Here is a 24,085-nt window from a genome sequence, read left to right on the forward strand (position 1 = left end):
GTGAAAAACAGTCGCTTTACCAGAGGGGCTTCTCGGGTAAAGCGACAGGAAAGGTGGTGAGGTGGGTCAGGTGTTGCGGCGGCGGGCGAGGGCGACCGGGATCGTGGTGAGGGTCAGGACGACCGCAGGGGTCCACCAGAGTGCTCGGTAGCTGCCGGTCAGGTCGTGCAGCAGGCCGAGCAGCGGCGGCGCGGCGACGATGGCGAGCTGGTTGCCGGCCATCGCCAGGCCCAGCATCAGGCCGGTCCGGCCGGCGGGCGCGATCTCGGCGATCCGGGCCACCCACGGTCCGTACCAGCCGAAGCCGAAGAAGCCGAGCATGATCACGACCGCGGCGAGCACCGGCCGGGGAGTGCCGGCGGGCAGCAGCGGCAGCATGATCAGGCCGAGGCCGGTGACGGCGAGGCAGCCGGCGACCGGGCCGAGCCGGGTGTGTCCGGGCCGGTCGCTCCAGACGGCGAGCAGGATCCGGCCGGCCACGCCGGCGAGCTGGACCAGGGCCAGCAGCCAGGCGCTCTCGGTCAGCGGGATCGCCTGGCTGTCCCGGAGGAAGATCATCAGGTACGTCTGGATCCCGAACTGGGCCGCGACCAGGGAGATCCCGGCCAGCAGCACGATCCGGAGCGGTCGATGGGCCAGCCCGGCGGCGAGCCGTTCCCCCAGTGGGGTCCGGGCCGGCGACGGCGGCGGGCCGGGCGGGCGACGGTAGGCGAGCAGGAAGATCGTGCCGGCCAGGGCCACCACGACCGCGTCCACCGCGAACGCCCACGGCCAGCCGTGCCGGTGCGCCACGAACGGCAGCACGACCGCGGCCAGGGCGCCGCCGGCCGGCAGCCCGGCCTGCCGAATACCCAACGCGAGCCCCCGCCGGCGGTCGTCGAACCAGCCGGCGACCGCCTTGCTGCCGCCCGGCTGCGCGGTGGAGTAGCCGGCCCCGATGATCAACAACCCGGCCAGCAGCCAGCCGAATCCCGGAGCCAGGGCGACCAGTAGGGCACCCGCAGCGGTGATCATCGCGCCGGCGAAGACGATCTTGCCCTCGTGCCGCCGGTCCAGCAGGTCACCGACGCCGAGCAACCCGATGATCGTCGGCAGTCCGGCGACGGTGATCAACAGGCCGACGGCCGTCGTACCGAGGAGAAAGGACTCCTGGAGGAAGCCGGCAACCGCACCGAGTCCCTGCAGCACGAAGGACGAGCCGGCCTGGGCCAGGGTCGCCGCACCGACCACGATCCAGGCGCGTGGAACCGGGGTCCGGTCAGCCGCCACCCGACGACTCTAGCGCCTCCGGCGTGGTCGCCGGTGGGTCGGACCGGCGTCGCGTCGGTCGCCGGATCCCTTGCACCACGGTGATTCCGGCAATCACCAGGGCGCCGCCGAGCAGCTGGACCGGGCTCAGCGCCTCGCTCAGCAGCACGGCGGCGAAGATCACCGCGAAGATCACCTCGGTCAGCGCGACGAAGGAGGCGATCGGGGCGCCGAGCCGGCGGACGGCGACGATCCCGGACAGGTAGGCCGAGACGGACGTGATCAAGATCAACAGCAGGGCCGGGGCCCACCAGGGCAGCTCGGCGGAGGAGAGCAGCTGGATCGGCGTGGTCGCCGCGGTCAGGGGCAGGACGCCCACCGCGCCGAGGCCCAGGATCAGCGAGGCGCCGACTCCGGTGCCGACGGTCGTCATCACCAGGGGCGGTACCGGAGCGTCCGAGCCGGAGTCGCCGAGGATGAAGTAGCAGCACAGACAGGCGGCGGCGCCGAGTCCCCACAGCAGCCCGAGCGGATGCACGGCCGCGCCGCGGACCACGTCGAGCACCAGGAACAGCCCGAACACGGCGAGCCCGGCGCCGAGGAAGCGGCGCGGCTCCGGCCGGACCCTGGTCCTGGCCCAGTGCCAGAAGATCAACAGGACCGGGGCCAGGTACTCCAGCAGCAGGGCCACCCCGACCGAGACGTACTGCACGGCGCTGAAGTAGCACAGCTGGGCCAGCGCCATCGCGGTCGTCCCGTACCCGATCATGCGCAGGCCCTGCCGCCCGGTCGGCCGCCACAGCCTGCCCCCGTTGCCGTACCTGCGCAGCATCAGCAGGCACGGCACCAGCAGGACCAGGAACGCGCCGCCGATCCGGACCGCGACCACGGCGGCGGGCGACCAGCCGGTCTCCAGCAGCGGCTTGGCCAGCGACCCGGACAGACCGAACGCCATCGCGGAGAACAGGGCCAGGGCGAGGCCGGAGCGCGCGGCGTGCTTGCGCGCCGCCTCGGGGAGCGCTTCGGTGGTGGACATGGGCTGCCTAGACTGTAAGGAGTAAAGAGTGGGTACGCCCATGACAGTAGTTCGCCCGCATGTCAGGAGTCAATGTGATATTCGCCCATGACACCGAGGCTGTGCTGCGGGCCGCCGTCTGGCTGGTCAACTCGCTCAGCCCGACCGACGGGGACCGGCTCACCGAGCGCGCCCAGTTGGACGAGTTCCTCGCCCAGGAACGCTATTCCGGCGACATTCTGGGCACGGCCGAGGAGTTGAAGCAGGTCCGGGCGCTGCGGCCGCGGCTGCGGAGGTTCTGGGACGTCGACGACCGCGACCAGGCGGCCGACCTGGTCAACGAGCTGCTCGCCGAGTGCGATGCGCGGCCGTATCTGATCCGGCACGACGAGCTCGACTGGCATCTGCACCTGACGCGGGCCGACCAGCCGCTCGAGCAGCGGATCGCGGCCGAGACCGCGATGGCCTTCCTCGACCTGATCCGGACCGACGAGTGGTCGCGGCTGAAGCGCTGCGCCGCGACCGACTGCTTCGACGTGCTGATCGACCTCTCCCGCAACCGTTCCAAGCGCTTCTGCGACACCGGCAACTGCGCCAACCGGATGCACGTCACCGCCTACCGCGCCCGCCAGCGCAGTCTCGGGTGAGTTTCCGCCGCGACTGACCGGAAATTCACTCAGGTCCGCCCTACCAGATGGATTCGGCCCACTCCGGGTGGTCGATGAACGGGTTCCGGTTGTGCTGGTAGTCGGTGTAGATGATCTCGTTGCGGCGCTGCTCACTCGCCGAGACGGGATCGGCGGCGTGCCAGGCCAGCAGGACGGAGAGCTTGCCGTGCAACGGGGCGGAGCCGTTGTCGACCTGGTCGTTCAGCTCCAGGTCGGGCTTGCCGTCGTCGCCCTCGTACCGGATCGCCATGTAGAACAGCATCCGCGCCACGTCGCCCTTCACCTCGTCCGGCGGCTCGAAGGAGTCGCCGTCGCGCAGGCAGCCGGAGCACTCGTCGACCGCTGATCCGCCGAGGTCGAAGTCGAGGTTGCCGCGGTCGGCGTTGACGCTGACATCGGTCGGCCGCAGGTGGTGGATGTCGGTGCCGGGCCCGGCGTCGGTGCCGAAGTCGCCGTGGCTCTTGGCCCAGGTGTGCTCCCGGTTCCAGTCGTCGGGATCGCCGCCGTTGGACGACTTCGGTACGGAGCGGCGGGAGTAGAGCTCGATCACGTTCGAGGAGTTGTCCGGGTCCTCGTCGGTCCGCTTCAGGGCGTCCCAGACCTGGTCGTACGAGAGCTGGGTGTGGCCGTCGATGATGTCGTGCAGCGCCGCCCGCAACTCCGGCCCGGTCCTGCCGATCGCCGGCTGGTAGTAGTCGTCGCCGGCACCGGGAACCGGGTCACCGGGATCCGGCTCGCCCGAGCCGGCCGCGGTGATCGCGGTCGGGTTCTTCAGCCCGGCGTGCGGCGAGAAGTACGGGGTCAGGGTGCCGGTCACCGTGATCCGGTCGCCGAGCAGCCCGGCGTTGGAGCTCAGGCCCCACTCGGCGCGGAAGGCGCTGCTCAGCTGCACGTACAACATCGCGGCGGGGTCGGTCTCGCCGGCGGTGTCGGCCAGGGCGAGGGCGTAGTCGTTCGGGAAGCCGGTCCTGAGGACCTGGTCGCTGCTGACGGGCTGGCCGACGACGTAGCCGGTGACCGAGGCCGTCGAGCCGTCCTGGCTCCCGATCGCCGTGGTGACACTGGTGGCCGCCTGCGCCCGCCCTGGTACGGCGAGGCCGGCGAGCGCGACCGCGACGGCGAAGAGCACGGTCAGTGCGGCCTTCGTTCGTGCGGCTCGTAACGGGGTGGTCCGGGTTGGCTGATCACTCCAAGTGACGAGGGTCATAGGGCAGTCTTTTCGGAAGCTACGGTTTTCCGCAATGGTCGACGGCGTGTCGGCCCTGCGCTTCCGGGCCTGTTCAGGTGCCCTTCACCACTAGGACATCCGAGGAGTTTTCCCGGACCCGGCAACCACGATGTACGTTGTGGGAACGGTCGGGGTCGATGCCACACCCAGCATGATCACGGCCCGGTTCCGCGGCCGCGGAATCCCTCAAGTTCACCCGGACGCCCACCCCACGACCGGGTGCCGGCAAGCACGGATACCGACGTGTCCCGACGAGAGGATGTACGACGTGACCGAGGTCAACGACGCCGAGGTCGAGCTGGTACAGCTCCTGACCCCGGAGGGTGATCGGCTCAGCCACCCCCGGTACGCCTTCAACGGCGACGACGAAACGATCAAGGGCTATTACCGCGACATGGTGATGACCCGCAAGATCGACACCGAGGCGACGGCCCTGCAGCGGCAGGGCGAACTCAGCCTCTGGGCCTCCTGCCTGGGCCAGGAGGCGGCGCAGGTCGGCTCCGGCCGGGCGCTGGGAGCGAAGGACTTCGTCTTCCCGACCTACCGCGAGCACGGTGTCGCCTACTGTCTCGGCGTTCCGCCGGTCCGGCTGCTGGCGATGTTCCGCGGAGTTGATCTTGGTGCCTGGGACACGGTCGATTCCCGCTTCCACCTGTACACGATCGTGATCGGGGCGCAGACCCTGCACGCGGTCGGCTACGCGATGGGTGTCGAACGGGACGGCCTGGTCGGCACCGGCGAGCCGGGTCGTGATCTTGCGGTGATCAGCTACCTCGGCGACGGCGCGACCAGCCAGGGCGACGTGAGCGAGGCGATGGTGTTCGCCAGCTCGTACAACGCCCCGGTGGTGTTCTTCTGCCAGAACAACCAGTGGGCGATCTCCGAGCCGATCGAGCGGCAGTCCCGGATCCCCTTGTATCGCAGGGCTTCCGGATTCGGCTTCCCGGGCGTACGGGTCGACGGCAACGACGTCCTGGCGGTGCACGCGGTGACCACCGAGGCGCTGGAACGGGCCCGCTCCGGCAATGGCCCGACGTTCATCGAGGCCTACACGTACCGGATGGGCGCGCACACCACGGCGGACGACCCGACCAAGTACCGACTCAGCGACGAGGTCGAGCACTGGCGGCTGAAGGACCCGATCGAGCGGCTGCGGGCCTACCTGACCCGGTCCGGCGTTGTTGATCATGACTTCTTCGAGGCCGTCGACGCGGAGGCCCAGCAGGCCGCCACCGAGTTGCGGCAGGCCTGCCTGAGCCTGCCCGATCCGGAGCTGGGCGCCCTGTTCGACAACGTGTACGCCGACACGACGCCGTACCTGATCGAGCAGCGAGCCGGCTTCGAGGAGTATCAGGCGTCGTTCGCCGACGCCGCCGAAGGGGGGCAGGCATGACCAGGATGAGCATGGCCAAGGCGCTCAACGCCGGCCTGCGCCGGGCGCTCGAGGCGGACCCGAAGGTGGTGCTGGCCGGCGAGGACATCGGCAAGCTGGGCGGCGTCTTCCGGGTCACTGAAGGTCTGCAGAAGGACTTCGGTGATCATCGGGTGATCGACTCGCCGCTGGCGGAGTCCGGCATCATCGGCACCGCGATCGGGATGGCGCTGCGCGGGTACCGGCCGGTCTGCGAGATCCAGTTCGACGGCTTCGTCTTCCCGGCCTTCGACCAGATCGTCAGCCAGGTGGCCCGACTGCACTACCGGTCCGGCGGCAAGCTGCGGATCCCGATCGTGATCAGGATTCCGTACGGCGGCGGGATCGGGTCGGTCGAGCACCACAGCGAGTCCCCGGAGGCGTACTTCGCCCACACGCCCGGCCTCAAGGTGGTCACCTGCTCCAACCCGGTGGACGGCTACTGGATGATCCAGCAGGCGGTCGCCTCCGACGATCCGGTCATCTTCCTCGAACCGAAGCGGCGCTATCACGAGAAGGGCATCGAGGTCGACGAGAAGGCGAGCCCGCCGCCGCTGCACTCGGCCCAGGTGGTCCGGCCGGGCCGCGATGCCACCCTGGTGGCGTACGGGACGATGGTGAAGATCTGTCTGGACGCCGCGGCGGCCGCCGCCGAGGAGGGCCGCGAGCTGGAGGTGATCGATCTCCGGACGATCGCGCCGCTCGACCTGTCCAGCACGGTCGAGTCGGTCCAGCGGACAGGTCGCTTGATCACCGTGCAGGAGGCGCCGCTCAACCTCGGCGTCGGCTCGGAGATCTCGGCCCGGATCACCGAGCAGTGCTTCTATTCACTGGAGGCCCCGGTGATCAGGGTGGGCGGCTACGACATGCCGTACCCGCCGAGCCGGGTCGAGGAGGACTACCTTCCCGATCTTGATCGGATCCTGGACGCCGTCGACCGTTCGCTCGCCTACTGAGGAGGTCTGATCATGAAGAACTTCCTGCTGCCGGACCCGGGCGAAGGGCTGGTCGAGGCCGAGATCGTCACCTGGCGGGTGAAGCCGGGCGATCAGGTCAAGATCAACGACATCCTGGTCGAGGTGGAGACCAGCAAGTCCCTGGTCGAGCTGCCCAGCCCGTTCGAGGGAACGATCAAGGAACTGCTGGTCCCCGAGGGCCAGCTGATCGACGTCGGCACCCCGATCGTGATCATCGACGACGGCGAGGAGGCGGACGAGGAGGCCCCGGTGGCCAACCTGGTCGGCACCGGGCCGAAGAAGTCCGAGACCAAGCGCCGGCCGCGCAAGGGCGCGCCGGCGGCCGATCCGGGACCGGTCGAGGCTCATGATCAGTTCGTGGCGGCCTTCCAGACCGCGGCCCCGGTGTCCCGCCGGGCCGACGAGCAGGCCCCGCTGCGGCCGGCCCCGGCGGAGCCGAGCGGCAGTCCGCTGCCCGAACCCGGCCCGGCCCCGGCCGAGCCCGCGCCGACCGGTGGTGCGGTGCTGGCCAAGCCCCCGGTGCGCAAGCTGGCCAAGGATCTGGGCCTCGACCTGACCATGATCAACGGCACCGGCGAGGGCGGCGTGATCACGCGCGCCGACGTCGAGCAGGCCGCCGCCACACCGTCCCCCGAGCCGCGAACCACAACGTTCCCTGAGCCTGTCGAAGGGCAAGCCACACCGGCCCTGGGCGCTCCGACCGGCTCGGTGCACGAACTGTTCGAGGAGCGGATCCCGATCAAGGGCGTCCGCAAGGCCACCGCCGCAGCGGTCACCGCGTCGGCCTTCACCGCCCCGCACGTCACCGAGTGGCTGACCTGCGACGTGACCGCGACGATGGACCTGCTGGACCGGCTGAAGCAGCGCCGTGATCTCGGCGAGGTCCGCTGGACGCCACTGGTCCTGGTCGCCAAGGCGGTTCTGCTCGCGCTCGGCCGTACCCCGGAACTGCACTCGTCCTGGGACCAGGCGAACAACGAGATCGTGCTGCGCCGCGGCGTGAACCTCGGCATCGCCGCCGCCACCCCGCGCGGCCTGTTGGTCCCCAACCTCAAGGGCGCCCACGCCGACGACCTGGTCACGCTGGCCAGGAGGATCGACCAGCTGGTCAAGGTGGCCAAGGAGGGCAAGACCCAGCCCGCGGACACCAGCGGCGGTACGTTCACGATCACCAACATCGGCGTCTTCGGCATCGACGGCGGCACCCCGATCCTGAACCCGGGCGAGGCCGGAATCCTGTGCATGGGAGCGATCCAGCGCCGCCCCTGGGTCGTCGGTACGGGGGCCGAGGAACGCATCGAGCCCCGCTGGGTGACCACCCTCGCCGTCAGCTTCGACCACCGCCTGGTCGACGGCGAACAAGGCTCCCGCTTCCTCGCCGACGTGGCCCGAGTCCTCTCCGACCCCGCCCAAGCCCTTCTCTTCTAGACCCCCGAAGAAACCCGCCGACCGACCGGCGGGAGTCGGTCAACCTTTCAGAGCCAGGCGGATCGTGAGGGTGCAGGTGGTGGTGGTGCCGGCGAGGCGGAGGAAGCCGCCGAAGTGGGTGAGGCGGGTGAAGGTGCTGCCGGGGCCGGTCAGGGTCAGGGTGGTGCCCTCGTCGAGCCAGCGGATGCCGTCGGCGCTGAGTTGGACCCGGAGGTCGATCCGGGCGTCGGCGGGGGTCTGGTCCTCGGCGGTGACGAAGTAGATCGCCTCGTCGGCCCAGCCGCATTCGTACGGGAAGGTCTCGAAGGAGCCGCTGAACTCCTGGCGCAGGTCGGTGACGCTGGTCGCGAAGGTGTGCATCAGTGATCATCTTCTCGGTCGTAGGAGATCATGATCGAGTCCAGGTAGAGGTTGACCCGGCGGTCGGTGTCGGCCTCGATGAAGAAGACCGGGTTGATCAACTGCCCGATGTTCTCGTACGGATCCGCGAGGGTAGGCCCGGCATCGTCAGGAAAGGTGTACTCGCGGGGCCCGCAGCGGAAGCCGTCGTAGCGGCGGCGCGCCAGGTCGATCGTCAGCGACAAAGGCATCCAGTTGATCTTGTCGTCGGTCTCGTTGTAGATCAGCTGCTGCGGCCCGCCGTCGAACCACGCCGACGCTGCGGTGCTGCCGTCCGGTTGGCGGCGGCCGAACCACTGCGGGTCGATGCCGGCCCGGTGCCACCCGGGTTCGCCGTAGTTCCACTCCCGGTCGTTCGCCTCGGTCCGGGTGTAGTACTGCCAGCGCCGTTGCGGCTCGCCGCCGGTCGCGTTGACATAGCGGACGCCGGGCATGAACCGATGATCATCGTCCTGCAGATCGATCATCAGGCCGAAGGCCCGCATGGCGTCGATCGCGAAGCCGGGTCGGTCCTGATCCGTCGTGTACGCGAACAGGGCCTCGACCCGGAGCCGCCGGGCCCGGGGCGGCCGGGACAGCCGCTTGATCGCCAGGCTCATGCTGCCGGCGGCCGGCGGCTGGTCCGGTCCGGCCGCCGGTGACCGGGTGGCCAGTCGCAGCGAATACGTACCGGACGCGGAGCCGTGGCTGCCGGCGAACGGGAAGGTGGCGCTGCTGATCATGACCGAGCCCCAGTGCTGCAGGTCCACGATGTCGTCGTGCACGGCGAACCCGGGCCGGACGAAGTTGGGCCGCAGGTCCAGCCAGCCGGACGGGCCGCGGTCGAAGTCGTCGGCGGTGAGGATGCGTGGTAGCGGATCGAAGAATCCGTGGTTCACACCGGTCATCGTGATCACCGCAGCACCGGATGCACGACCGGAGCCGGATCGGCCGGAGCCCCGGGACCGGTGCGCGGCAGAAAGGCGGTGCCGGCGGCACAGATCAGGCAGAGCACGCCGCAGTAGATGCAGACCAGCCACGGGGTACCGCCGCCGAGCCCGGTCAGCCAGGTCGCCAGCAGCGGCAGCGTGCCGCCGACCAGAGCGCCGGTGATCTCCCGGCTGAACGTCACCGAGGTGTAGCGGACCCGGACCGCGAACAGGCTGGACATCATCGCCGCCTGCGAGGCCAGCGTCATGTCGCAGCACAGGGTGAAGATCATCACCAGGGCCGCCCAGATGATCACCGGTGTGCCGGTGTCGAGCATGAAGAAGAACGGATAGAAGAGCACGGCGCCGGCGACCGAGCCGATGATCATGATCGGCTTGCCGCCGAAGCGGTCGGACAGCCAGCCGGCGGTCGGGATGGTGATCACCTTGAGCAGGTTGGCGATGATGATGCCGACCAGGCCGATCCAGCTCGGCGCCTGCACCGAGGTGGCCAGGTAGCTGAGCGCGTACACGGACGGCAGGTAGCTCAGCACGTTCGGCCCGATGCTCATCAGCATGGCCAGCGGGATCCGCCGGCCGCCGGCGCGGAACATGTCCAGGAAGCGGGACCGGACCACGCCGTGTTCGGAGACCGCGCCGGTGAACTCCGGGCTGTCGGTGACCCGCAGCCGGATCAGGACGCCGGCCACCGCGACCCCGATGCTGAGCAGGAACGGCACTCGCCAACCCCAGTCCAGGAACGCCTGTTCCGACATCAGGGCCTGGACGCCGAAGAAGACGCCGGTCGCGACCACCGAGCCGACCGCGTTGCCGACGCTCGCGATCGAGGCGTTCAGGCCGCGGTGCTGCGGTTGCGCGTGCTCGGCGGAGAGCAGCATCGCGCCGGCGTACTCGCCGCCGGCACCGAGGCCCTGGAACACCCGCAGCACCACGAGCAGGGCCGGGGCGAGCAGCCCGATCGAGGCGTACGTCGGCAGCAAGCCGATCAACAGCGACGACACCGACATCAGCAGCAGCGTGACGAGCAGCATCTGCCGTCGGCCGAACCGGTCGCCGAGCAGGCCGATGATCACGCCGCCGATCGGCCGCGCGAAGAAGCCGACCGCGAAGGTCGCCAGCGAGGACAGCACGGCGATCGTCGGGTCCCCGGTGGGGAAGAAGATCTTCGGCAGGACGAGCGCCGCGGCGGTGCCGTAGAGCGAGAAGTCGTACCACTCGAGCGCCGTGCCGACGGTCGCCGCCAGCGTCGGGAATTTGATCGGTCTGCTCCGCTGAGCCATCGCTGCCTCCGGTTCGGGGTCCACGTCGCCGCTCAAGCTACGTCCGGGCCATCACTGGAGTCAAGAATTTTGCAGATTCATCACGTGATGGCTAACGTGACGCCATGGTTACCGCAGCGGACGCGAACGCGCTCCGGGACGCCGTACGCGGCGCCGACCCGGCCTTGTCCAGGTTCAATCCTCTTTCCCGCATCCTGTGCCACGACGACTTCAACACCGGTCTGCACGGCTGGGTCGAACTCGGCGGCAACTACAACGGCCGCGGCGACTTCGACTCCCTGGATCGCCACTTCCGCGACTTCCGGCCGCCGCAGCTTTCCTCCTGCGACTTCTTCGACGTCGGCACCCACGGCGCCATGTCCGGCACGTACGCGATGAAGCTGGCCACCCGGCCCCATCCCGGCCACACGGCGACGGCGATCCGCCGGCTGACCATGAGCGGCCGCGGGCTGCTCCAGATCGAGGCCTACCTGGCGTTCAAGACCGAGGCGAACGTCGGCGGCGACGATTCCGAGAACTCGTTCGGCGACATGGCTTGGGACGGCAACCAGCATCCGTCGGAGTCCCAGTTCGGTGCCTTCACGGTGGCGACCGACCTCTGCGGTGACGGTGGGCTGCGCTACCACAACGTTGCGCGCTATCAGAACGCCGACGAGAACGGCCGGCTGACCCGCGAGTGGCGCTATCCGATCGTGCCCGAGCCGACGCCCCGTGATCATCATCAGGGCCGGGTCGACTATCCGTACGCGGCCGACTTCACCGCGCCGGACCCGAACGACTGGCGGACGTTCGGCGAGCCGCAGGAGCTGTGTGTCAACGAGGTGCCGACCAAGGTGAACTGGCACTATCTGCGGTTCTTGATCAACACCGAGACCCGGAGCAACGTCGAACTGCAGCTGAACGACCGGGTGATGGACTGGCGCGGGGTTCCGGTGCCGCCGTACGAGGATCGTTACGGCTCGTTGGAGAATCTGCTCAACTTCTACTTCTCGGTGCGTACGCTCTCGGGCCGGCGCAACTTCCTGTTCCTGGACTCGGTCCTGATCTCGGTGGATTGGTGAAGACGATGCGCGAATCGCAGACCGCCGTGCTGGAGCGCGGCGTCGAACTCCATGATCAACTCACGACGGAACCGTTCGAGGCGGCCTGGGCCGGTGAGGCCCGCTGGTACGTCCAGTTCCTGCACCCCGATCCGGGCGCCGAGATCACGATCACCGCGCAGATCTCGCCGGACGGGCTGGCCTGGATCGATCATGAGTCGGAGCCGCTGACCGTACCCGCCGACGGGCTGGTGACCCTGCCCCTGCGAGACTTCGGGCACTGGCTGCGGCTGGAGCTGCGGCGCACGGGCGGCGCGGCGGCGCCCCTGACCCGGGTCTATCTTGCCCTGAAGGAATAGCCTGCACTCCTGCGGGCAGCAAGGCGAAGGAAGGGCTGATGACCGGACGGCGGACGACGCTGGGCGATCTTGCTTCACAACTCGGCCTGTCGGTGAACACGGTGTCGCGGGCCCTGGCCGGCAAGGACGGGGTCAGCGAGCGGACCCGGGCCCTGGTGCTGGACGAGGCCCGACGGGCCGGCTATGTCGCGACGCCCGAGCCGCCGGACCCTGGGCGGGCGCGCTCCCGTACCGTCGCCGTCACGATCCCGTCCGCGACGCATCTCTTCTCGTCGGAGCTGATCGGGGCGATCGAGGCCGGTGCTCGCGCGGCCGGCTACTCGCTGGACGTCTTCACGACGGAGGAGAGCGAGCAGCAGGAGCAGCAGATCGCCCAGCGCATGATCGACAACGAACTGGCCGGGGCGATCGTCATCCCGGTCCAGGACCGCACCGAGCCCTGGACCGAGGTGCTGGCCGCCGGGATCCCGCTGGTGCTCGCCTCCCGGGAGGTGCCCGCGCTGCCGTGCGACTTCGTCACGGTCGACAACACCGCGGGAGCGTACGCGGCGGTCCGGCATCTGCTGGCCCAGGGCTGCCGGAGCATCGTCCAGTTCGAGGAGGACCTGGCGATCAGCACCATCGACCACCGCCGGGACGGGTATGCCCGGGCGATGGCCGAGGTGCCGGACGCGGTGGCCCACACGATCCTGGTCCCGACCCGGCGGTTCGAATCGGCCGAGCCGCGCTGGCGCGCCACCGAGGCGCACCGCGCGGCCCTTGCCCTGCTCGACCGCAAGCTCGACTTCGACGCGATGGTGGCCGGGGACGACTACTTCGCTCTCGGCGCCCTGGCCGCGCTGACCGAACGTGGGGTACGGGTGCCCGAGGACGTCCGGCTGGCCGGTTACGGCGATCATCCGTACTCGCAGTGGCTGAACCCGCCGCTGACCTCGGTGCGGATCCCGGCCCGCTTGATCGGCGAACTGGCCGTTTCCCTGCTCCTGCAGCGGATCGCGGGCGAGGCCGGGCCCCCGGTCCGCCGGCTGATCAAACCCGAGTTGATCACTCGGAGATCCAGCACCGGTTGAACCGGGGGCCGACCGTGGATCAGGCGACGCCCCAGACCCACCCGGAGCAGTTGCTCTCATCCTTCTTCTTGGCGCCCTTGCAGACCTGCACGCCGACCTTGTGGCCTTCGGTGATCCCGCTGCCGTTGTCCGGCGAGTCGAGTCCGAAGGTGGCCCGCCACGGCACCTTGAAGGAGTCCGAGTCGTAGCGCATCCAACCATCCGGCGTGTGCGGATCGCGTCGTAGCACGTGCACGTAGGCGTAGGCCGCCTTCCCGTCGGTCACGCCGTCGCTGACGTGCAGCTTCTCGCCGCGGGCGCAGAACTTGGCGACGTAGTTGCTGCCGTACTTGGCCGTGACGTTCTTCCCGCCGCTGTCGCTGCCGCAGCTCGCCCGGGTGTCCGCGGTCGCGGGCGCGGGCCCGATCGAGAGCATCGCCGCCGTCGCGGCCACGCCTGCCGCGCCGGCCAGAACGCGGGTCAGAATGCGCCGTGCTCGTCCGCCCCGCGGGTTGATGCTGTCGTTGTTGATCATGCTGATTCCCTCTCCCTGATGTGTCCGAATGATCCGGCCGGAGTTCGCCCCGAATTCCTGGTTGATCATCTCCCCTTCCCTGGTCGCGGATTTCGCAACCGCGGTCCACGCTGACATTTCCGGATACATTTCCTGCACAAAACTGGCATACGAAAGGGTCACCGGAAATGTGCGCCGATGATCTTGATCACTGGTGTGGAATTCGTCCGGGAATGCCGAATTGCCGAGTCTGCATCGACCCGGCAAATTCGCAGATATTCGAGAATTCGCGTCAGCGCATGATCATCCGTTCGGCTCGTGATAGCCGCCGAACCAGCGATCGCAGTCGCCCGCGTCGACCAGTTCGTGGGAGCTGATGCTGCCGCTCCAGCTGCCGTCGTTGTCGCCGTACGGGCCGAGCCGGTTCACCCACTGTCCGGGCCGTACACAGAAGCTGTCGCCCTCCGGGTGTCCCTCGTTGTAGCGCGGGTAGTTGGAGAACCTCACGTGCCGCTTGGTCGTGTTGACGATCGACGCGGTCTTGTTGTCGAAGTCCTTGATGTCGCCCTTGCCGTCGCCGTAGTCCCGGTCGTTGTCGGGATCCTTGCCGTCGTTGACGCCCTTGCAGACGGTCTTCCCGTAGAGGTAGAGGTTCCCGGCGTCGCCGTACTCGTCGGCAGTCTCGTGGCAGGTGAAAGGCTCCTCGGGCGTCGGGCGGTCGCGATCACCCGTGCAGCCGTCCGCCTTGCTGGACTGCCAGCAGGTGTGCGCGGCGTTCCGTACGTCGGCGAAGTTGTCCGCGAATCGGTCGTACACGTTGGCGTCGTTGATCTGCAGCCAGGTCTCGTCGTTCACCCGGACCGAGCGATAGGTGAAGTTCACGCTGCCGGTGAAGACGATCTTCTGATTCGGTCGGCCGTCGTAGTTTCCTTCGATCAGCAGGTTCTTCTGGTGGGTCCCGAAGTGCTTCTTGCTGTAGAACTCGCGGACCTCCGGGCCGTGATAGTTCTGCTGCTTGCCGATCTCGGTGCGCTCCGGCTTGCGCAGCAGGGTCCGCAGCGGGCCGTTCGCGTTCGCGTCGATCTGATCCGCGACGATGTCGACGTAGCAGCCCTCGTTGTCGAGATCCCACAACCGCTTCGCGATCTTGACTCCGGGATCGCTCAGTTCGTTGCCGCTGATCGCCCACACGGCGACCCGGACGATCGTACGGTTCCCCGGATCCGTACCGCCGGTGGTGTTGTCGTGGCACTCGACCTTGTCGAGGATGTCCAGCACCGTGTTCCCGGATTTCCGCGGTGCGTGATACACCCGGTAATTGCCGATTTCGCGGGGAAGGTCCCGGTCGGTGTAATAGTCGTCGTTCGCCGGATGATCGGACGCGAGATCGCTGAAATACTTGTTGGCGAACCAGTCGTAGAGCGGCGCGTCGTTCGCGGCCGTATAGCCGCTGTTCCACATGAAGATTCCGTCGTTGTCCTTCGCCGGGATCTTTGCGTCCTCGAGATTCGAGGACGTGATGAACGTGACGTTCGGAACGCCGTGGGTCTCGGAGAACGTGAACTGCTTGTTGTGCATCTTGAAGCTGCCGATGCAGGCTCCGTCGGAGCCCTCGCCGGGACACGGTGCCGCCCAGGAGTCCTTGGTCTTGTCGCTGCCGATCCTCTCCTGCAAACCCCAGAACAGGTCGAAGTCGGGTTCCTCACTGTCGGCCACGAACCGGTGGTCCACGATGATCTTGACCCGGACCTCGCGATCGATCGCACGGTGCAGCGCGGCCACCACCTCCCCGTCGGCGAACCGGTAGCTGGCCATCCTGATCTCAGCGCCCTCGGGCGTCCCGTCGATCAGGCATTCGAGGTGTTCGTGGATCCGGCGTGGGTCGGTGTGCGGGTTGTTGAAGACCGCTCCCGTCCGGGCGCAGTCGGCCGCCTTCGGATCAGCCGCGGCCGGTCCGGCCGCGACCGTACCGGCGACGACGAGCATCGTGGCCAGGGCGGCCGCCAGGATGCGCCAGGGGCGTCCAAGGGTCCGGCTCATCACCATCTCCCGTCAGTCGTGATGTGCGCGCAGCAAGATTCGGCAGCGTAGGCAGGAGCGTTATCGGCGGCTTATCGGGCGGTTATAACGCCGCCGTACCGGGCCATTCGGTTCTCGGCATGCGCGAGCCGGTCACAAGGGACCGGGCCGCTGCCTAGCCTGATCGGGTGGACCTTCGAGTGCTGGGGCCTCTCGAAGTGACTGAGTCGGGCGCACCCGTCACCCTGTGCGGCCGACGCTCGCGCCAGGTGCTGGCGGTGCTCGCTGCGGAGGCCGGGAACGCGGTGTCGACCGAGAGGTTGATCGACGCCGTCTGGGGTCCTGCCCCGCCGGCGTCGGCGCGGACTCAGGTCTCCATCCAGGTGTCCGGGCTGCGCCGGGCGTTCGTCGGAGCCGGCGCGTCGGCGAACGCGATCGAGACGACGGACCTCGGCTACCGGCTCGATTCCGAGGCGGTACGGATCGATGCCGAACTCGCCGAGCGAGCTCTTCGAGACGCCGCCACCGCGGGCCGGGACGAGGCGATCCGGCTGCTCCGGTCGGCGCTCGGACTCTGGCGCGGGAGACCGTACGGCGACCTGGAGCTCGAGGTCCTCGAGCCGGTCACGCATCGGCTGGAGGAGCTGCGGCTGCGCATCGCGGAACGCCTGTACGGGCTCGAACTGGCCCACGGCCCGGGTCCCGGGCTGATCGACGAACTGGCCCGGCTGGTGGACGCGGCGCCGATCCGGGAGGGACTGCGCGCCCTGCTGATGGAGGCCCTGTGGCGCACCGGCCGGCGGGCCGAGGCGCTGGCCTGCTACCGCGACGGCCGGACCGCGGTGGTCGAGGAACTCGGGGTCGAGCCCGGCTCGGTGCTGCGCCGACTGCATGAGCGGATCCTCGCCGAACCCGAACCCGAACCCGAACCCGAACCCGAGTCCGACTCTGAACGTCAGGAGCGGACGGGCGCATCGACGGTGGTGCCGGCCGAACTGCCGCGGGCCAGCCCCGGCTTCAGCGGCCGGACCGCCGAGCTGGACCGCCTCACCGGGCTGCTCTGCTGCCCCGCCGCGGAACAGACCGTGGTCGTGGCGGTCTCCGGTCCGGGCGGGATCGGGAAGTCGGAACTCGCCGTCCAGGCCGCGCACCGGGCGGCGGCCGACCTGCCGGACGGCCGCCTGTACGTCGACCTGTGCGGCTCGACCCCCGGCGTCGAACCGTTGACGCCGTTGGCGGCCCTGACCCGGATGATGCGCTCGCTCGGCGCCGACGAGCGGTCCGTTCCCGCGGACCCGGACGAGGCCGCCGCCCGGTTCCGCTCGCTGACCGAGGGCCGTCGGCTGCTGATCGTGCTCGACAACGCCCGGGACGCCGCTCAGGTCGCGCCACTGATCCCGGCCAGCCGGACCTGCCGGGTCGTGATCACCGCCCGTACCGCCCTGGTCGGGCTGCCCGGGGTGACCCATCTTCCGGTCGACGTGCTGGGCGACGCCGAGGCGCTGGCCATGGCGGAGGCGTTGGTCGATCCGGCCCGCTGGGACCGCGACGCCGCGACCGAGATGCTCCGCTGGTGCGGCGGTCTGCCGCTGGCCATCTCCATCGCCGCCGGCCGGCTGAACTCCCGGCCGGCCTGGACCCTGCGCGACCTGGCCGACCGGCTCCGGGTCGAGGCGCATCGGCTGGACGAGCTCGCCACCGCCGACCGGGCGGTCCGGGTCGGCTTCGAGGCCAGTCACTGCCAACTGGACCCGCGGCAGCGGCGGACCTTCGGCCTGCTCAGCCTGCTCGAGTGCGCCGACATCGGCCTGCCCACCGCGGCCGCGCTGGCCGACGCCGCTCCCGGACCCGTCGAGGCTCAGCTGGAGGGCCTCGTCGACGTACAACTCGTGGACAGTCCGTCGCCCGGCCGCTACCGATTGCACGACCTGATCCGGCTCTACGCCCGCGAACACCTCGAATCAGGTACGACTTCGGCCGAGCGGGACGGGCTGACCCGGCGGGCCGTGCACTTCTACGTGGCCACGGCGCGGACCGCCTGCCTGCAGCTCAACGCCGACGCGACCTGGCGCACCGGATTGGGGCCGGAGTTGCCGCGCCGGACCGGGCTCGGGCTGCGCGATCGCGACGAGGCCTACGCCTGGCTGCGGGCCGAGTCCCCGAACCTGCCCGGCGTGTTCCGGCAGGCGGCGGCGTTGCCCGGGGACGGGCCGCGGCTGGTCGGTGCGCTCTGTGCCGCGATCGGTCTGGTGCTGACGCTGCGCGGCCGGGCGCTGGACAAGCTTCAGCTCGGCCGGCTGGCGCTGGCCGCCGCGTCCGACGACGACGAACTGAAAGCCATCGCGCACGACTGTCTCGGCTCGGCATTGCTGCGCTGCGGTGATCCCGAGCAGGCCCTGGACCACCTGCAATCGGCGTGCGAGGGGTTCGAACGGGCGGGCAACCCGGCCGGCGCGGCCGTCCAACTGGCGGCGATGGCGACCGCGTACCGGCTGCTCGGCCGGTTTCCGGAGGCGGTCGCGCACTCCACCCGGGCGATCGAGCTCAACCGCCGGATCGCCCGGCGGACCGCTCTGGTCGACTGCCTGACCAGCCTCGGGCTGACGTACCGCCGGATGGGGAAGCCGGAGGCCGAACTCGCTGTGCACGCCGAGGCGGCCTCGATCGCCGAGCTGCTGCCGGAACGGAACTGGCTGGCCAACGTGTTGGCGAACCTCGGCGAGGCGACCCGCCGGGTGGGCCGGCCGACCGAGGCGCTCGCCGTGTTCGCCCGGGCCCTGGACGCGAGCGGTCGTTCGGAACGGACCCAGACCTTCCTGGACGCCGAGATCCGCTGGGGGATCGGCCGGGCACATCAGGACCTCGGCGACACCGCACGGGCTGCCGCGGAGCATCGCGCCTCGGCCCGGATCCTCGACGAGCTCGGCCTGCTCGACGCCGAGGAGCGGAAACGGATCGGCGGCCCCGGTTGCCCGGAGCCGCCGGAGATCATCCGCCGCAACACCTAGTGTCGCCGAACCGTCAGTCGGTCTGGTCCTTGTCCTCGTCGTCGTTCTCGGCGAGCTTCTCCCGGATCGCCCGAAGGTCAGTTGCCGAACGGATGTTGGCGACGGCGGCCTCCAGCGCGACCCGGACGATGAGGATCCAGAACACCAGCGGGATCAAGCCGAGCAGAAGCGTCAGGACGCCGGTCACCCCGTTGTCCATGAAGTTGCCGATCACCGCGATCAGCCAGTAGGCCACGCCAGCGGCGATCGCCACACCGAACACGATCTTGGCGAGGCCGGGCGTGGCGTACTTGCCGAACGACATGTCGAACAGCGCCGCGATCGGGTTCGCGTCGGCCGGCCGGTCCTTCTGCTGGCCGCCCTGCGGGACCGGTTGATAGCCGAACCCCTGCTGCTGTTGCGGCTGGTACGGCTGTTGCTGTTGCTGGCCGTAGCCCTGTTGCTGTCCGTACTGCTGCTGCGTCTGCCCGTACTGCTGATCGCCGTACTGCTGGTGCGGCTGCTGCTGTTGTTGCTGTTCGCCGTACTGCTGCTGTTGCTGGCCGTACTGCGGGGCCTGGCCGTACTGCGGCTGCTGTTGCTGCTGACCGTACTGCTGCCCGCCGTACTGCTGCTGCCCGCCGTACGACTGCTGTTGATCACCACCCCAGCCGAACTGACCCGGGCCGCCGAGCTGCTGGGTCTCCTCCGGCACCGAGCTGGAGACCGGGGACCCGGCCGGCGAGCCCCAGGGCGACTGGCTCGGCGCGCTGGACTGCGAGGAGGCCGACGGGGCCGAGGAGGACTCCGGCCGACTCGGCGGCACCGGCGGTACGGCAGCGCTCGGCGGAACCGCCTGCGGCTGCGACAGCACGGTCGCGTCCGGGTCGGCAGCCGAGGCCGACGACGAGCCGAAGCTCGGCCGGTCGGAGTCGCCGCCCTGGTCCGAGCCCCGTCCGGAGGCGCCGGGCACGGTGTCCACCGACTGCTCGAACGCGTGCCGCGGAGTGACGGCCGGCGCAGGATCGGGCTGGCTCGGCGTCTCGCTGGACTGGCCGAAGCCCGCCGGACCCGGCTCGTTCGCCGGCCCGTTCTCGGTCCGGCCCTGGTCGTTCGGGTCTCCTGGCTGTTGTGACATGTCCCCAACTATCTCTTGTTTGGTTCTCCGTGGCTAGGACGCCGACTTGTTCGCGGCAGCCCGCTTCCGGATCAGCGAGATGATCAACAACGTGCCGCCGCCGACCACCGCGACCCCGGCCACGATCAGCAGCCAGAGTCCGATGTCGGAGCCCGTGTTGGGCAACTCACCGTCGTCACCCGGATCCTCGCCGGGGCCGCCCGGATTGTCGCCGCCGTTGCCCGGACCCGGCTCGTCGGTCCCGGCCACGATCATGAACCTGGTCCGGGCCTGCGCCTTGCCGTCGGACCCGACCATCACGTAGGGGCCGAGCTCGGTGTCCTCCGGGATCGTCACCCAGGCGGTCGCCTTGCCGTTCTCGTCGGGATCGACGGAGCCGAGCGGCACCGCCTCGCTGTCGTTCGGGGCGTCGCCACGGACCAGGCTGATCTCGATCGTGTCGCCGTTCCGCTCGAACTGATACAGCTCGAGCTTGATCCGCTCGCCGGGGGAGGCCTCGGCCGGCATCTTGATCTTCGGCTCGAACTCGTCCGGGTTGTTGTAGATCGTGACCGGATAGCTGATCACCGTCCCGGTCGGCTCGGCCGTGATCACCAGCGTCGACGGGCCGATCGGGAAGTCGGCCGGGATGTCCATCCGAAGCTTCGCCACCCCGTCCAGGACCGTGGCGGTGCCGACCGTGGTGCCGTTGATCTTGGCGGTCAGCTTGGTGTTCTTCGGCGCCTCCGGCCCGGTGAAGTCGATCGTGTTCAGCGGCCCGCCGGTGGTCCGGTCCGCGCTGCCGATGCGGAGCTCCGAGAAGTCGGCCCGGCTGAGTTCCTGCAGGATGCCGCCCAGGGCCACGCCACGCTTGGCGTACGACGGGCTGAGCGGCGACTTCTGCTGCACGTAGTCGGTCCAGGAATCAAGATCGATCAGGCCGGAGTCGCGCTTGTTGGCCGCGTCGGCCAGCACGTGGAAGTTGTCGCCGCCGGCGGCCAGGAAGCTCGCCGTACCGATCCGGTAGGTCGCGGCCGGATCGTACGGCTTCCCGTCGATCATGATCGTCGTGATCCGCTTGCCCCACGGCTGCGACTCGTCGTAGGTGTAGCTGACGTTGTCGGAGAGCCCGAGCTGCAGGTACGGCCTCGACCCGGTGAACGGCGAACCGTCCGCGTTGGTCTGCCACTGCTGCTCGAGCAGCGTCTTGAACTGCTCACCGGTCAGGTCGAGCGTCACCAGCGTATTGGCGAACGGCAGCACGGCCGCAGCCTCGGAATAGGTGATGTCACCTTGATCGAGATCGGCTCGGTTGCCGCCGGCGTTCTGGATGCCGATCTGGGCGCCGCCGCGCTGCGGATCGGACAGCTGCTCCCGGAACATGGTGGCGACCAGGTCGCTGATCGTCGACTCGGCGGCCCGGTCCTCCAGTGGCCCCTCGTCGGTCTGCACGGTGCCGCGCGTGATCGGTGCGGTGGCCTCGCCGATCACCTTGCTGCCCAGCTCGTCGGCCTTCGCCAGCGCGTCGGTGACGATCTCGCTGATCTTGGCGACCCGCGGGTACTCGGCGATCAACTCGTCGTTCGGCGTCTCGGTGATCTCCAGGTTCACCGCCGTGTACGAGGCGACGGCGCCGGCGTCATCGAAGCGCAGCGTGACCTTGCCGAGCAGCGCGCCGTACGACTCCGACTGCAGGATCGGCCGGGTCTTGCCGGCCACACCCGGGATCGGGCCGTCCCACACGTAGGCCTGGTGCGTGTGTGCGGTGAAGATCGCCGCCACCTTCGCCGAGGTCTCGTTGACGATCTTGGCGAACGCGCCGCCCTTGGACACCTCGTCCTCGAGCGTCCCGTTCGGTTCTCCCTCGACGGCGCCCTCGTGGTACTCGGCGATGATCACGTCCGCCTCGCCGTTCGACTCGTCGCCGTCGCTGAGCTTCTTGGCAACCCGGTTCACGGCGTCCACCGGATCCCCGAAGTCGAGATCCGCGATGCCGTCCGGCGAGACCAGGGATCGGGTCTCGGCGGTGACCGCCCCGATCACGGCGACGGTCCGGCCGGCCTTCTCGAAGGTCGCGTACTCCGGCAACGCCGGCGTCGTGGTGCCCTTGCGGTAGACGTTCGCGCCGAGGTAGGTCCAGTCGGCGTTCTCGATCACCCGATCGGTCAGGTCCGCGAAGCCGCGGTCGAACTCGTGGTTGCCGACCGCCGCGGCGGCCAGCTCGGCCGCGTTGAGGACGTCGATCGTCGGCTGGTCCTTCTGGATCGAGGAAGCGAACAACGAGGCGCCGATGTTGTCGCCCGCGGTGAGGAACAGGGTGTTGTCCTCACCGGCCTGCTCGCGCTGCTGCTCGACCGTGCCGAACACGGCGACCGTGTTGGGCGACTCCTCGGCGATCCGGCCGTGGAAGTCGTTCAGGTTGAGCAGGGTCAGCTCGCCGGCCGCCGCGAGCTTCGGCGTGGCGGCCCGGCCGGACGTGACGCCCATGATCACCGGGTCGTGATCACTGGCCCGGCGAGCGTCGTCGGCGTAGTAGTCGATCTTGGTGGAGCGGTACTGCGAGTACTCCAGGGCGGTCGACTCGCCGGCGTTGATGTTCCAGACCGCGGCGGTGGTCTTCCGCTGGGCCAACGGCCGGTTGACCAGGATGTGATCAAGAGAGCCGGCCAGCCCGGAGAAGTTGTACGAGTACTGGTCGGCCGGTGCCGCCTCGGCGAATCCAGCCTCGTAGAGGACCCGCAGCGGATCCTCCTGCGTGTAGGAGTTGAAGTCACCCACCAGCGCGATCGAATTGGCCCGGGTGGTCCGGCGCAGCGTCGGCAGCCAGTCGACCAGCGCCTCGGCCTGCCGGACCCGGTCGCCGTTGTAGGCTCCCTGCCCGTCGCCGGTGTCGGCGTTGTCGCCGGTCGCTCCGGAGCCGCTCTTGGACTTGAAGTGGTTCACCACGACCAGGGTCGGCTCGCCGCCCTCGGCGGAGGTGAAGCTGGCCGCGATCGGGGTCCGGGCGTTGCCGAACGCGCCGTCGTCGGTCGACGCCGAGCCGAGCGCGTGCGCCTTGCCGTTCAGCTTCACCTCGGCCGGCTGGTAGATCATCGCGTTCGTGATGAAGTCCTGGTCGGCGACCGGCTGCAGCTGGGTCGAGGACGGCACGAAGGCCCACTTGTCGGAGCCGGCGGCCTGGTTGAGCGCGTCCACCAGCGTCGCGGTCGCCTCGTCGACGTCCTCGCCGAGCTTGGCCGAGTTCTCGATCTCCATCAGGCCGACCACCGACGCGTCGAGTTCGTTGATCGCGGTGATGATCTTGGCCTGCTGCCGGGCCAGGTCGTCGGAGTCCCAGGCGCCGCGCACGTCGCAGTCGAAGGTCACGTTGAACGTGTCGTCGAGCGACTTGTTGCCGCCGACGCAGTCCGTCCGGCCCTCACCCGTCGTGGTGAAGTAGTTGAGCACGTTGAACGAGGCGATCGTGAAGTCGCCCTGGGGCTTCGGCGCCTCGGGCGTCTCGCCGGCGTTGATCTTGGCCGGCTCGTCGCCCGCCTCGACCGGACCGGCCGGGTTGAGCTTCCACTTGTCGTTGCGCCAGTCGATGATCACCGGCTCGGTCAGCTCCAGGGTGTCGCCGACCGTGACGCCCTCGCCCGTCTTCAGGTACGGCAGCGTCTGCCCGGCGGTGCCCCGGTTGGTGCCGTCGTCCAGGTTGACCATGGTGATCCGGTTGGCCGCGGCCTGCTTCGCGGCGGCGTCCGAACCCGGCGCCCCGACGTCGGTCGGCTGCACCGGCAGTTCGTCGCCGGCGGCCAGGCCCAGCTCGCCGTACGCCAGCAGCGGGTAGGTGTCGCTGACCAGGAACTCCTCGTCGCTCTCGTACAGCATCGACTCGAAGTTCTCGCGCTGCGCCGCCGTCTCCGCCCAGGCCGTCGTCACCGGCTCGACCGGATCGACGTCGGCGTCCTGCACCGTCACCGAGGTGAGCGCGAGCTGGGTCAGCCCCTTGAACTCGCCGGCCTTGCCGGTGACCGTCACGGCGTCGCCGATCTCGACGTCGAACGCGACATGGCCCGCGTAGACGAAGATCGCATCGGACGGTGCGGCCGGATCCTTGTCCTCGCCGCCGGTGCCCGGAGTCTGGATGACGAATCCGTTGAATCCGTTGTCCGCCTTGGGATAGACCGCCGTCACGACCGAGGTCTGGGTGGTCACCACCTGGCCGTTCAGCGGCGTGCTGTCACCGGTCCCCTGGATGTCGGCGATCGCGACCGGCTCGGCCGCGTGCGCGGGTGGTGTGGTCAGGAACAGCCCCAGGGCCAGTGCCACGGCCAAGAGCGTCGAGAAGATGATCCGAATCCTGCGGCCGTGACCTGACACCAGCACCTACGTTCTCCTCCGAGTCCGCCACCACGCCCCCAATAGGGCGTGGAAA

General features: G+C 69.3%; 18 protein-coding genes. 8 read left to right on the plus strand and 10 right to left on the minus strand.

The genetic code is table 11. The features are described from left to right. Window positions 1-66: 66 nt before the first annotated feature. The gene (locus AC6CCG_RS21210; protein ID WP_496656632.1) at window positions 67-1,269 is read right to left on the minus strand and encodes an MFS transporter; all 1,203 of its coding nucleotides are present in this window, start codon (window positions 1,267-1,269) and stop codon (window positions 67-69) included. Further along, the gene (locus tag AC6CCG_RS21215; protein WP_496656633.1) at window positions 1,259-2,284 is read right to left on the minus strand and encodes an EamA family transporter; all 1,026 of its coding nucleotides are present in this window, start codon (window positions 2,282-2,284) and stop codon (window positions 1,259-1,261) included. The genes AC6CCG_RS21210 and AC6CCG_RS21215 overlap by 11 nt, the downstream gene beginning before the upstream one ends. A 74-nt stretch (window positions 2,285-2,358) precedes the next feature. Between AC6CCG_RS21215 and AC6CCG_RS21220 the strand changes: the two genes are divergently transcribed. Continuing rightward, window positions 2,359-2,910, plus strand: coding sequence for a CGNR zinc finger domain-containing protein (locus tag AC6CCG_RS21220; protein WP_496656634.1), 552 nt, complete (start codon window positions 2,359-2,361; stop codon window positions 2,908-2,910). A gap of 40 nt (window positions 2,911-2,950) precedes the next feature. On the opposite strand, the gene AC6CCG_RS21225 is transcribed toward AC6CCG_RS21220, so the two are convergent. Beyond that, window positions 2,951-4,138, minus strand: coding sequence for an endonuclease (locus AC6CCG_RS21225; RefSeq protein WP_496656635.1), 1,188 nt, complete (start codon window positions 4,136-4,138; stop codon window positions 2,951-2,953). A 280-nt stretch (window positions 4,139-4,418) separates the two neighbouring features. Between AC6CCG_RS21225 and pdhA the strand changes: the two genes are divergently transcribed. From pdhA to AC6CCG_RS21240, 3 genes are read left to right on the plus strand one after another with little or no spacing between them, the layout of a single operon-like run. Further along, window positions 4,419-5,552, plus strand: coding sequence for a pyruvate dehydrogenase (acetyl-transferring) E1 component subunit alpha (pdhA, locus tag AC6CCG_RS21230; RefSeq protein WP_496656636.1), 1,134 nt, complete (start codon window positions 4,419-4,421; stop codon window positions 5,550-5,552). Beyond that, complete coding sequence (locus AC6CCG_RS21235; RefSeq protein ID WP_496656637.1) at window positions 5,549-6,526, plus strand: alpha-ketoacid dehydrogenase subunit beta; 978 nt, start codon at window positions 5,549-5,551, stop codon at window positions 6,524-6,526. Before pdhA ends, AC6CCG_RS21235 begins: the two co-directional genes overlap by 4 nt. A 12-nt stretch (window positions 6,527-6,538) precedes the next feature. Further along, window positions 6,539-7,975 carry a dihydrolipoamide acetyltransferase family protein gene (locus AC6CCG_RS21240; RefSeq protein ID WP_496656638.1) on the plus strand — a complete coding sequence of 479 codons (1,437 nt, stop codon included), beginning with the start codon at window positions 6,539-6,541 and terminating at the stop codon, window positions 7,973-7,975. A 39-nt stretch (window positions 7,976-8,014) separates the two neighbouring features. Here the strand turns inward: AC6CCG_RS21240 and AC6CCG_RS21245 are convergent, their stop codons facing one another. The 3 genes from AC6CCG_RS21245 to AC6CCG_RS21255 are packed head-to-tail and all read right to left on the minus strand — an operon-like array spanning window position 8,015 to window position 10,583. Continuing rightward, on the minus strand, window positions 8,015-8,335 hold the full coding sequence (locus tag AC6CCG_RS21245) for a hypothetical protein (RefSeq protein WP_496656639.1): 321 nt from the start codon (window positions 8,333-8,335) through the stop codon (window positions 8,015-8,017). After that, the gene (locus AC6CCG_RS21250) at window positions 8,335-9,261 is read right to left on the minus strand and encodes a DUF6772 family protein (protein WP_496656914.1); all 927 of its coding nucleotides are present in this window, start codon (window positions 9,259-9,261) and stop codon (window positions 8,335-8,337) included. Before AC6CCG_RS21250 ends, AC6CCG_RS21245 begins: the two co-directional genes overlap by 1 nt. 5 nt (window positions 9,262-9,266) lie before the next feature. Beyond that, a complete protein-coding gene (locus AC6CCG_RS21255; protein WP_496656640.1) occupies window positions 9,267-10,583 on the minus strand; it encodes an MFS transporter in 1,317 nt (438 codons plus the stop codon). A 104-nt stretch (window positions 10,584-10,687) separates the two neighbouring features. On the opposite strand from AC6CCG_RS21255, the gene AC6CCG_RS21260 reads away from it, so the two are divergent. From AC6CCG_RS21260 to AC6CCG_RS21270, 3 genes are read left to right on the plus strand one after another with little or no spacing between them, the layout of a single operon-like run. Further along, window positions 10,688-11,644 carry a DUF6772 family protein gene (locus AC6CCG_RS21260; RefSeq protein ID WP_496656641.1) on the plus strand — a complete coding sequence of 319 codons (957 nt, stop codon included), beginning with the start codon at window positions 10,688-10,690 and terminating at the stop codon, window positions 11,642-11,644. A gap of 5 nt (window positions 11,645-11,649) precedes the next feature. Further along, window positions 11,650-11,982: a hypothetical protein gene (locus tag AC6CCG_RS21265; RefSeq protein ID WP_496656642.1), complete on the plus strand. Its 333-nt coding sequence runs from the start codon at window positions 11,650-11,652 to the stop codon at window positions 11,980-11,982. Between the two features lie 38 nt (window positions 11,983-12,020). Next, on the plus strand, window positions 12,021-13,052 hold the full coding sequence (locus tag AC6CCG_RS21270; RefSeq protein WP_496656643.1) for a LacI family DNA-binding transcriptional regulator: 1,032 nt from the start codon (window positions 12,021-12,023) through the stop codon (window positions 13,050-13,052). Window positions 13,053-13,071: 19 nt separating this feature from the next. Here AC6CCG_RS21270 and AC6CCG_RS21275 read toward each other — a convergent pair whose 3' ends face one another. Together AC6CCG_RS21275 and AC6CCG_RS21280 are read right to left on the minus strand one after the other, a co-directional pair. Beyond that, window positions 13,072-13,566, minus strand: a complete 495-nt coding sequence (locus AC6CCG_RS21275) for a hypothetical protein (RefSeq protein WP_496656644.1) — start codon at window positions 13,564-13,566, stop codon at window positions 13,072-13,074. A 282-nt stretch (window positions 13,567-13,848) separates the two neighbouring features. Next, on the minus strand, window positions 13,849-15,585 hold the full coding sequence (locus AC6CCG_RS21280) for a phospholipase D-like domain-containing protein (RefSeq protein ID WP_496656646.1): 1,737 nt from the start codon (window positions 15,583-15,585) through the stop codon (window positions 13,849-13,851). Between the two features lie 197 nt (window positions 15,586-15,782). Here AC6CCG_RS21280 and AC6CCG_RS21285 point away from each other — a divergent pair, with 197 nt between their 5' ends. Beyond that, complete coding sequence (locus tag AC6CCG_RS21285; RefSeq protein ID WP_496656647.1) at window positions 15,783-18,572, plus strand: AfsR/SARP family transcriptional regulator; 2,790 nt, start codon at window positions 15,783-15,785, stop codon at window positions 18,570-18,572. A 13-nt stretch (window positions 18,573-18,585) separates the two neighbouring features. Here the strand turns inward: AC6CCG_RS21285 and AC6CCG_RS21290 are convergent, their stop codons facing one another. Together AC6CCG_RS21290 and AC6CCG_RS21295 are read right to left on the minus strand one after the other, a co-directional pair. After that, window positions 18,586-19,689, minus strand: coding sequence for a DUF4282 domain-containing protein (locus AC6CCG_RS21290; RefSeq protein ID WP_496656648.1), 1,104 nt, complete (start codon window positions 19,687-19,689; stop codon window positions 18,586-18,588). 33 nt (window positions 19,690-19,722) lie between these two features. Next, window positions 19,723-23,979, minus strand: a complete 4,257-nt coding sequence (locus tag AC6CCG_RS21295; RefSeq protein ID WP_496656649.1) for an ExeM/NucH family extracellular endonuclease — start codon at window positions 23,977-23,979, stop codon at window positions 19,723-19,725. Window positions 23,980-24,085 lie beyond the last annotated feature (106 nt).

It is taken from the genome of Microlunatus sp. YIM B11417, from assembly GCF_059617205.1.

What these genes read in the sequence shown, in the direction of transcription:
- AC6CCG_RS21280 (WP_496656646.1), bottom strand. Translation starts at nt 15,585, where the DNA reads ATGAGCCGGACCCTTGGACGCCCCTGGCGCATCCTGGCGGCCGCCCTG.
- AC6CCG_RS21225 (WP_496656635.1), bottom strand. Translation starts at nt 4,138, where the DNA reads ATGACCCTCGTCACTTGGAGTGATCAGCCAACCCGGACCACCCCGTTA.
- AC6CCG_RS21250 (WP_496656914.1), bottom strand. Translation starts at nt 9,261, where the DNA reads ATGACCGGTGTGAACCACGGATTCTTCGATCCGCTACCACGCATCCTC.
- AC6CCG_RS21255 (WP_496656640.1), bottom strand. Translation starts at nt 10,583, where the DNA reads ATGGCTCAGCGGAGCAGACCGATCAAATTCCCGACGCTGGCGGCGACC.
- AC6CCG_RS21275 (WP_496656644.1), bottom strand. Translation starts at nt 13,566, where the DNA reads ATGATCAACAACGACAGCATCAACCCGCGGGGCGGACGAGCACGGCGC.
- AC6CCG_RS21215 (WP_496656633.1), bottom strand. Translation starts at nt 2,284, where the DNA reads ATGTCCACCACCGAAGCGCTCCCCGAGGCGGCGCGCAAGCACGCCGCG.
- AC6CCG_RS21240 (WP_496656638.1), top strand. Translation starts at nt 6,539, where the DNA reads ATGAAGAACTTCCTGCTGCCGGACCCGGGCGAAGGGCTGGTCGAGGCC.
- AC6CCG_RS21290 (WP_496656648.1), bottom strand. Translation starts at nt 19,689, where the DNA reads ATGTCACAACAGCCAGGAGACCCGAACGACCAGGGCCGGACCGAGAAC.
- AC6CCG_RS21235 (WP_496656637.1), top strand. Translation starts at nt 5,549, where the DNA reads ATGACCAGGATGAGCATGGCCAAGGCGCTCAACGCCGGCCTGCGCCGG.
- AC6CCG_RS21260 (WP_496656641.1), top strand. Translation starts at nt 10,688, where the DNA reads ATGGTTACCGCAGCGGACGCGAACGCGCTCCGGGACGCCGTACGCGGC.
- AC6CCG_RS21270 (WP_496656643.1), top strand. Translation starts at nt 12,021, where the DNA reads ATGACCGGACGGCGGACGACGCTGGGCGATCTTGCTTCACAACTCGGC.
- pdhA (WP_496656636.1), top strand. Translation starts at nt 4,419, where the DNA reads ATGTACGACGTGACCGAGGTCAACGACGCCGAGGTCGAGCTGGTACAG.
- AC6CCG_RS21265 (WP_496656642.1), top strand. Translation starts at nt 11,650, where the DNA reads ATGCGCGAATCGCAGACCGCCGTGCTGGAGCGCGGCGTCGAACTCCAT.
- AC6CCG_RS21245 (WP_496656639.1), bottom strand. Translation starts at nt 8,335, where the DNA reads ATGCACACCTTCGCGACCAGCGTCACCGACCTGCGCCAGGAGTTCAGC.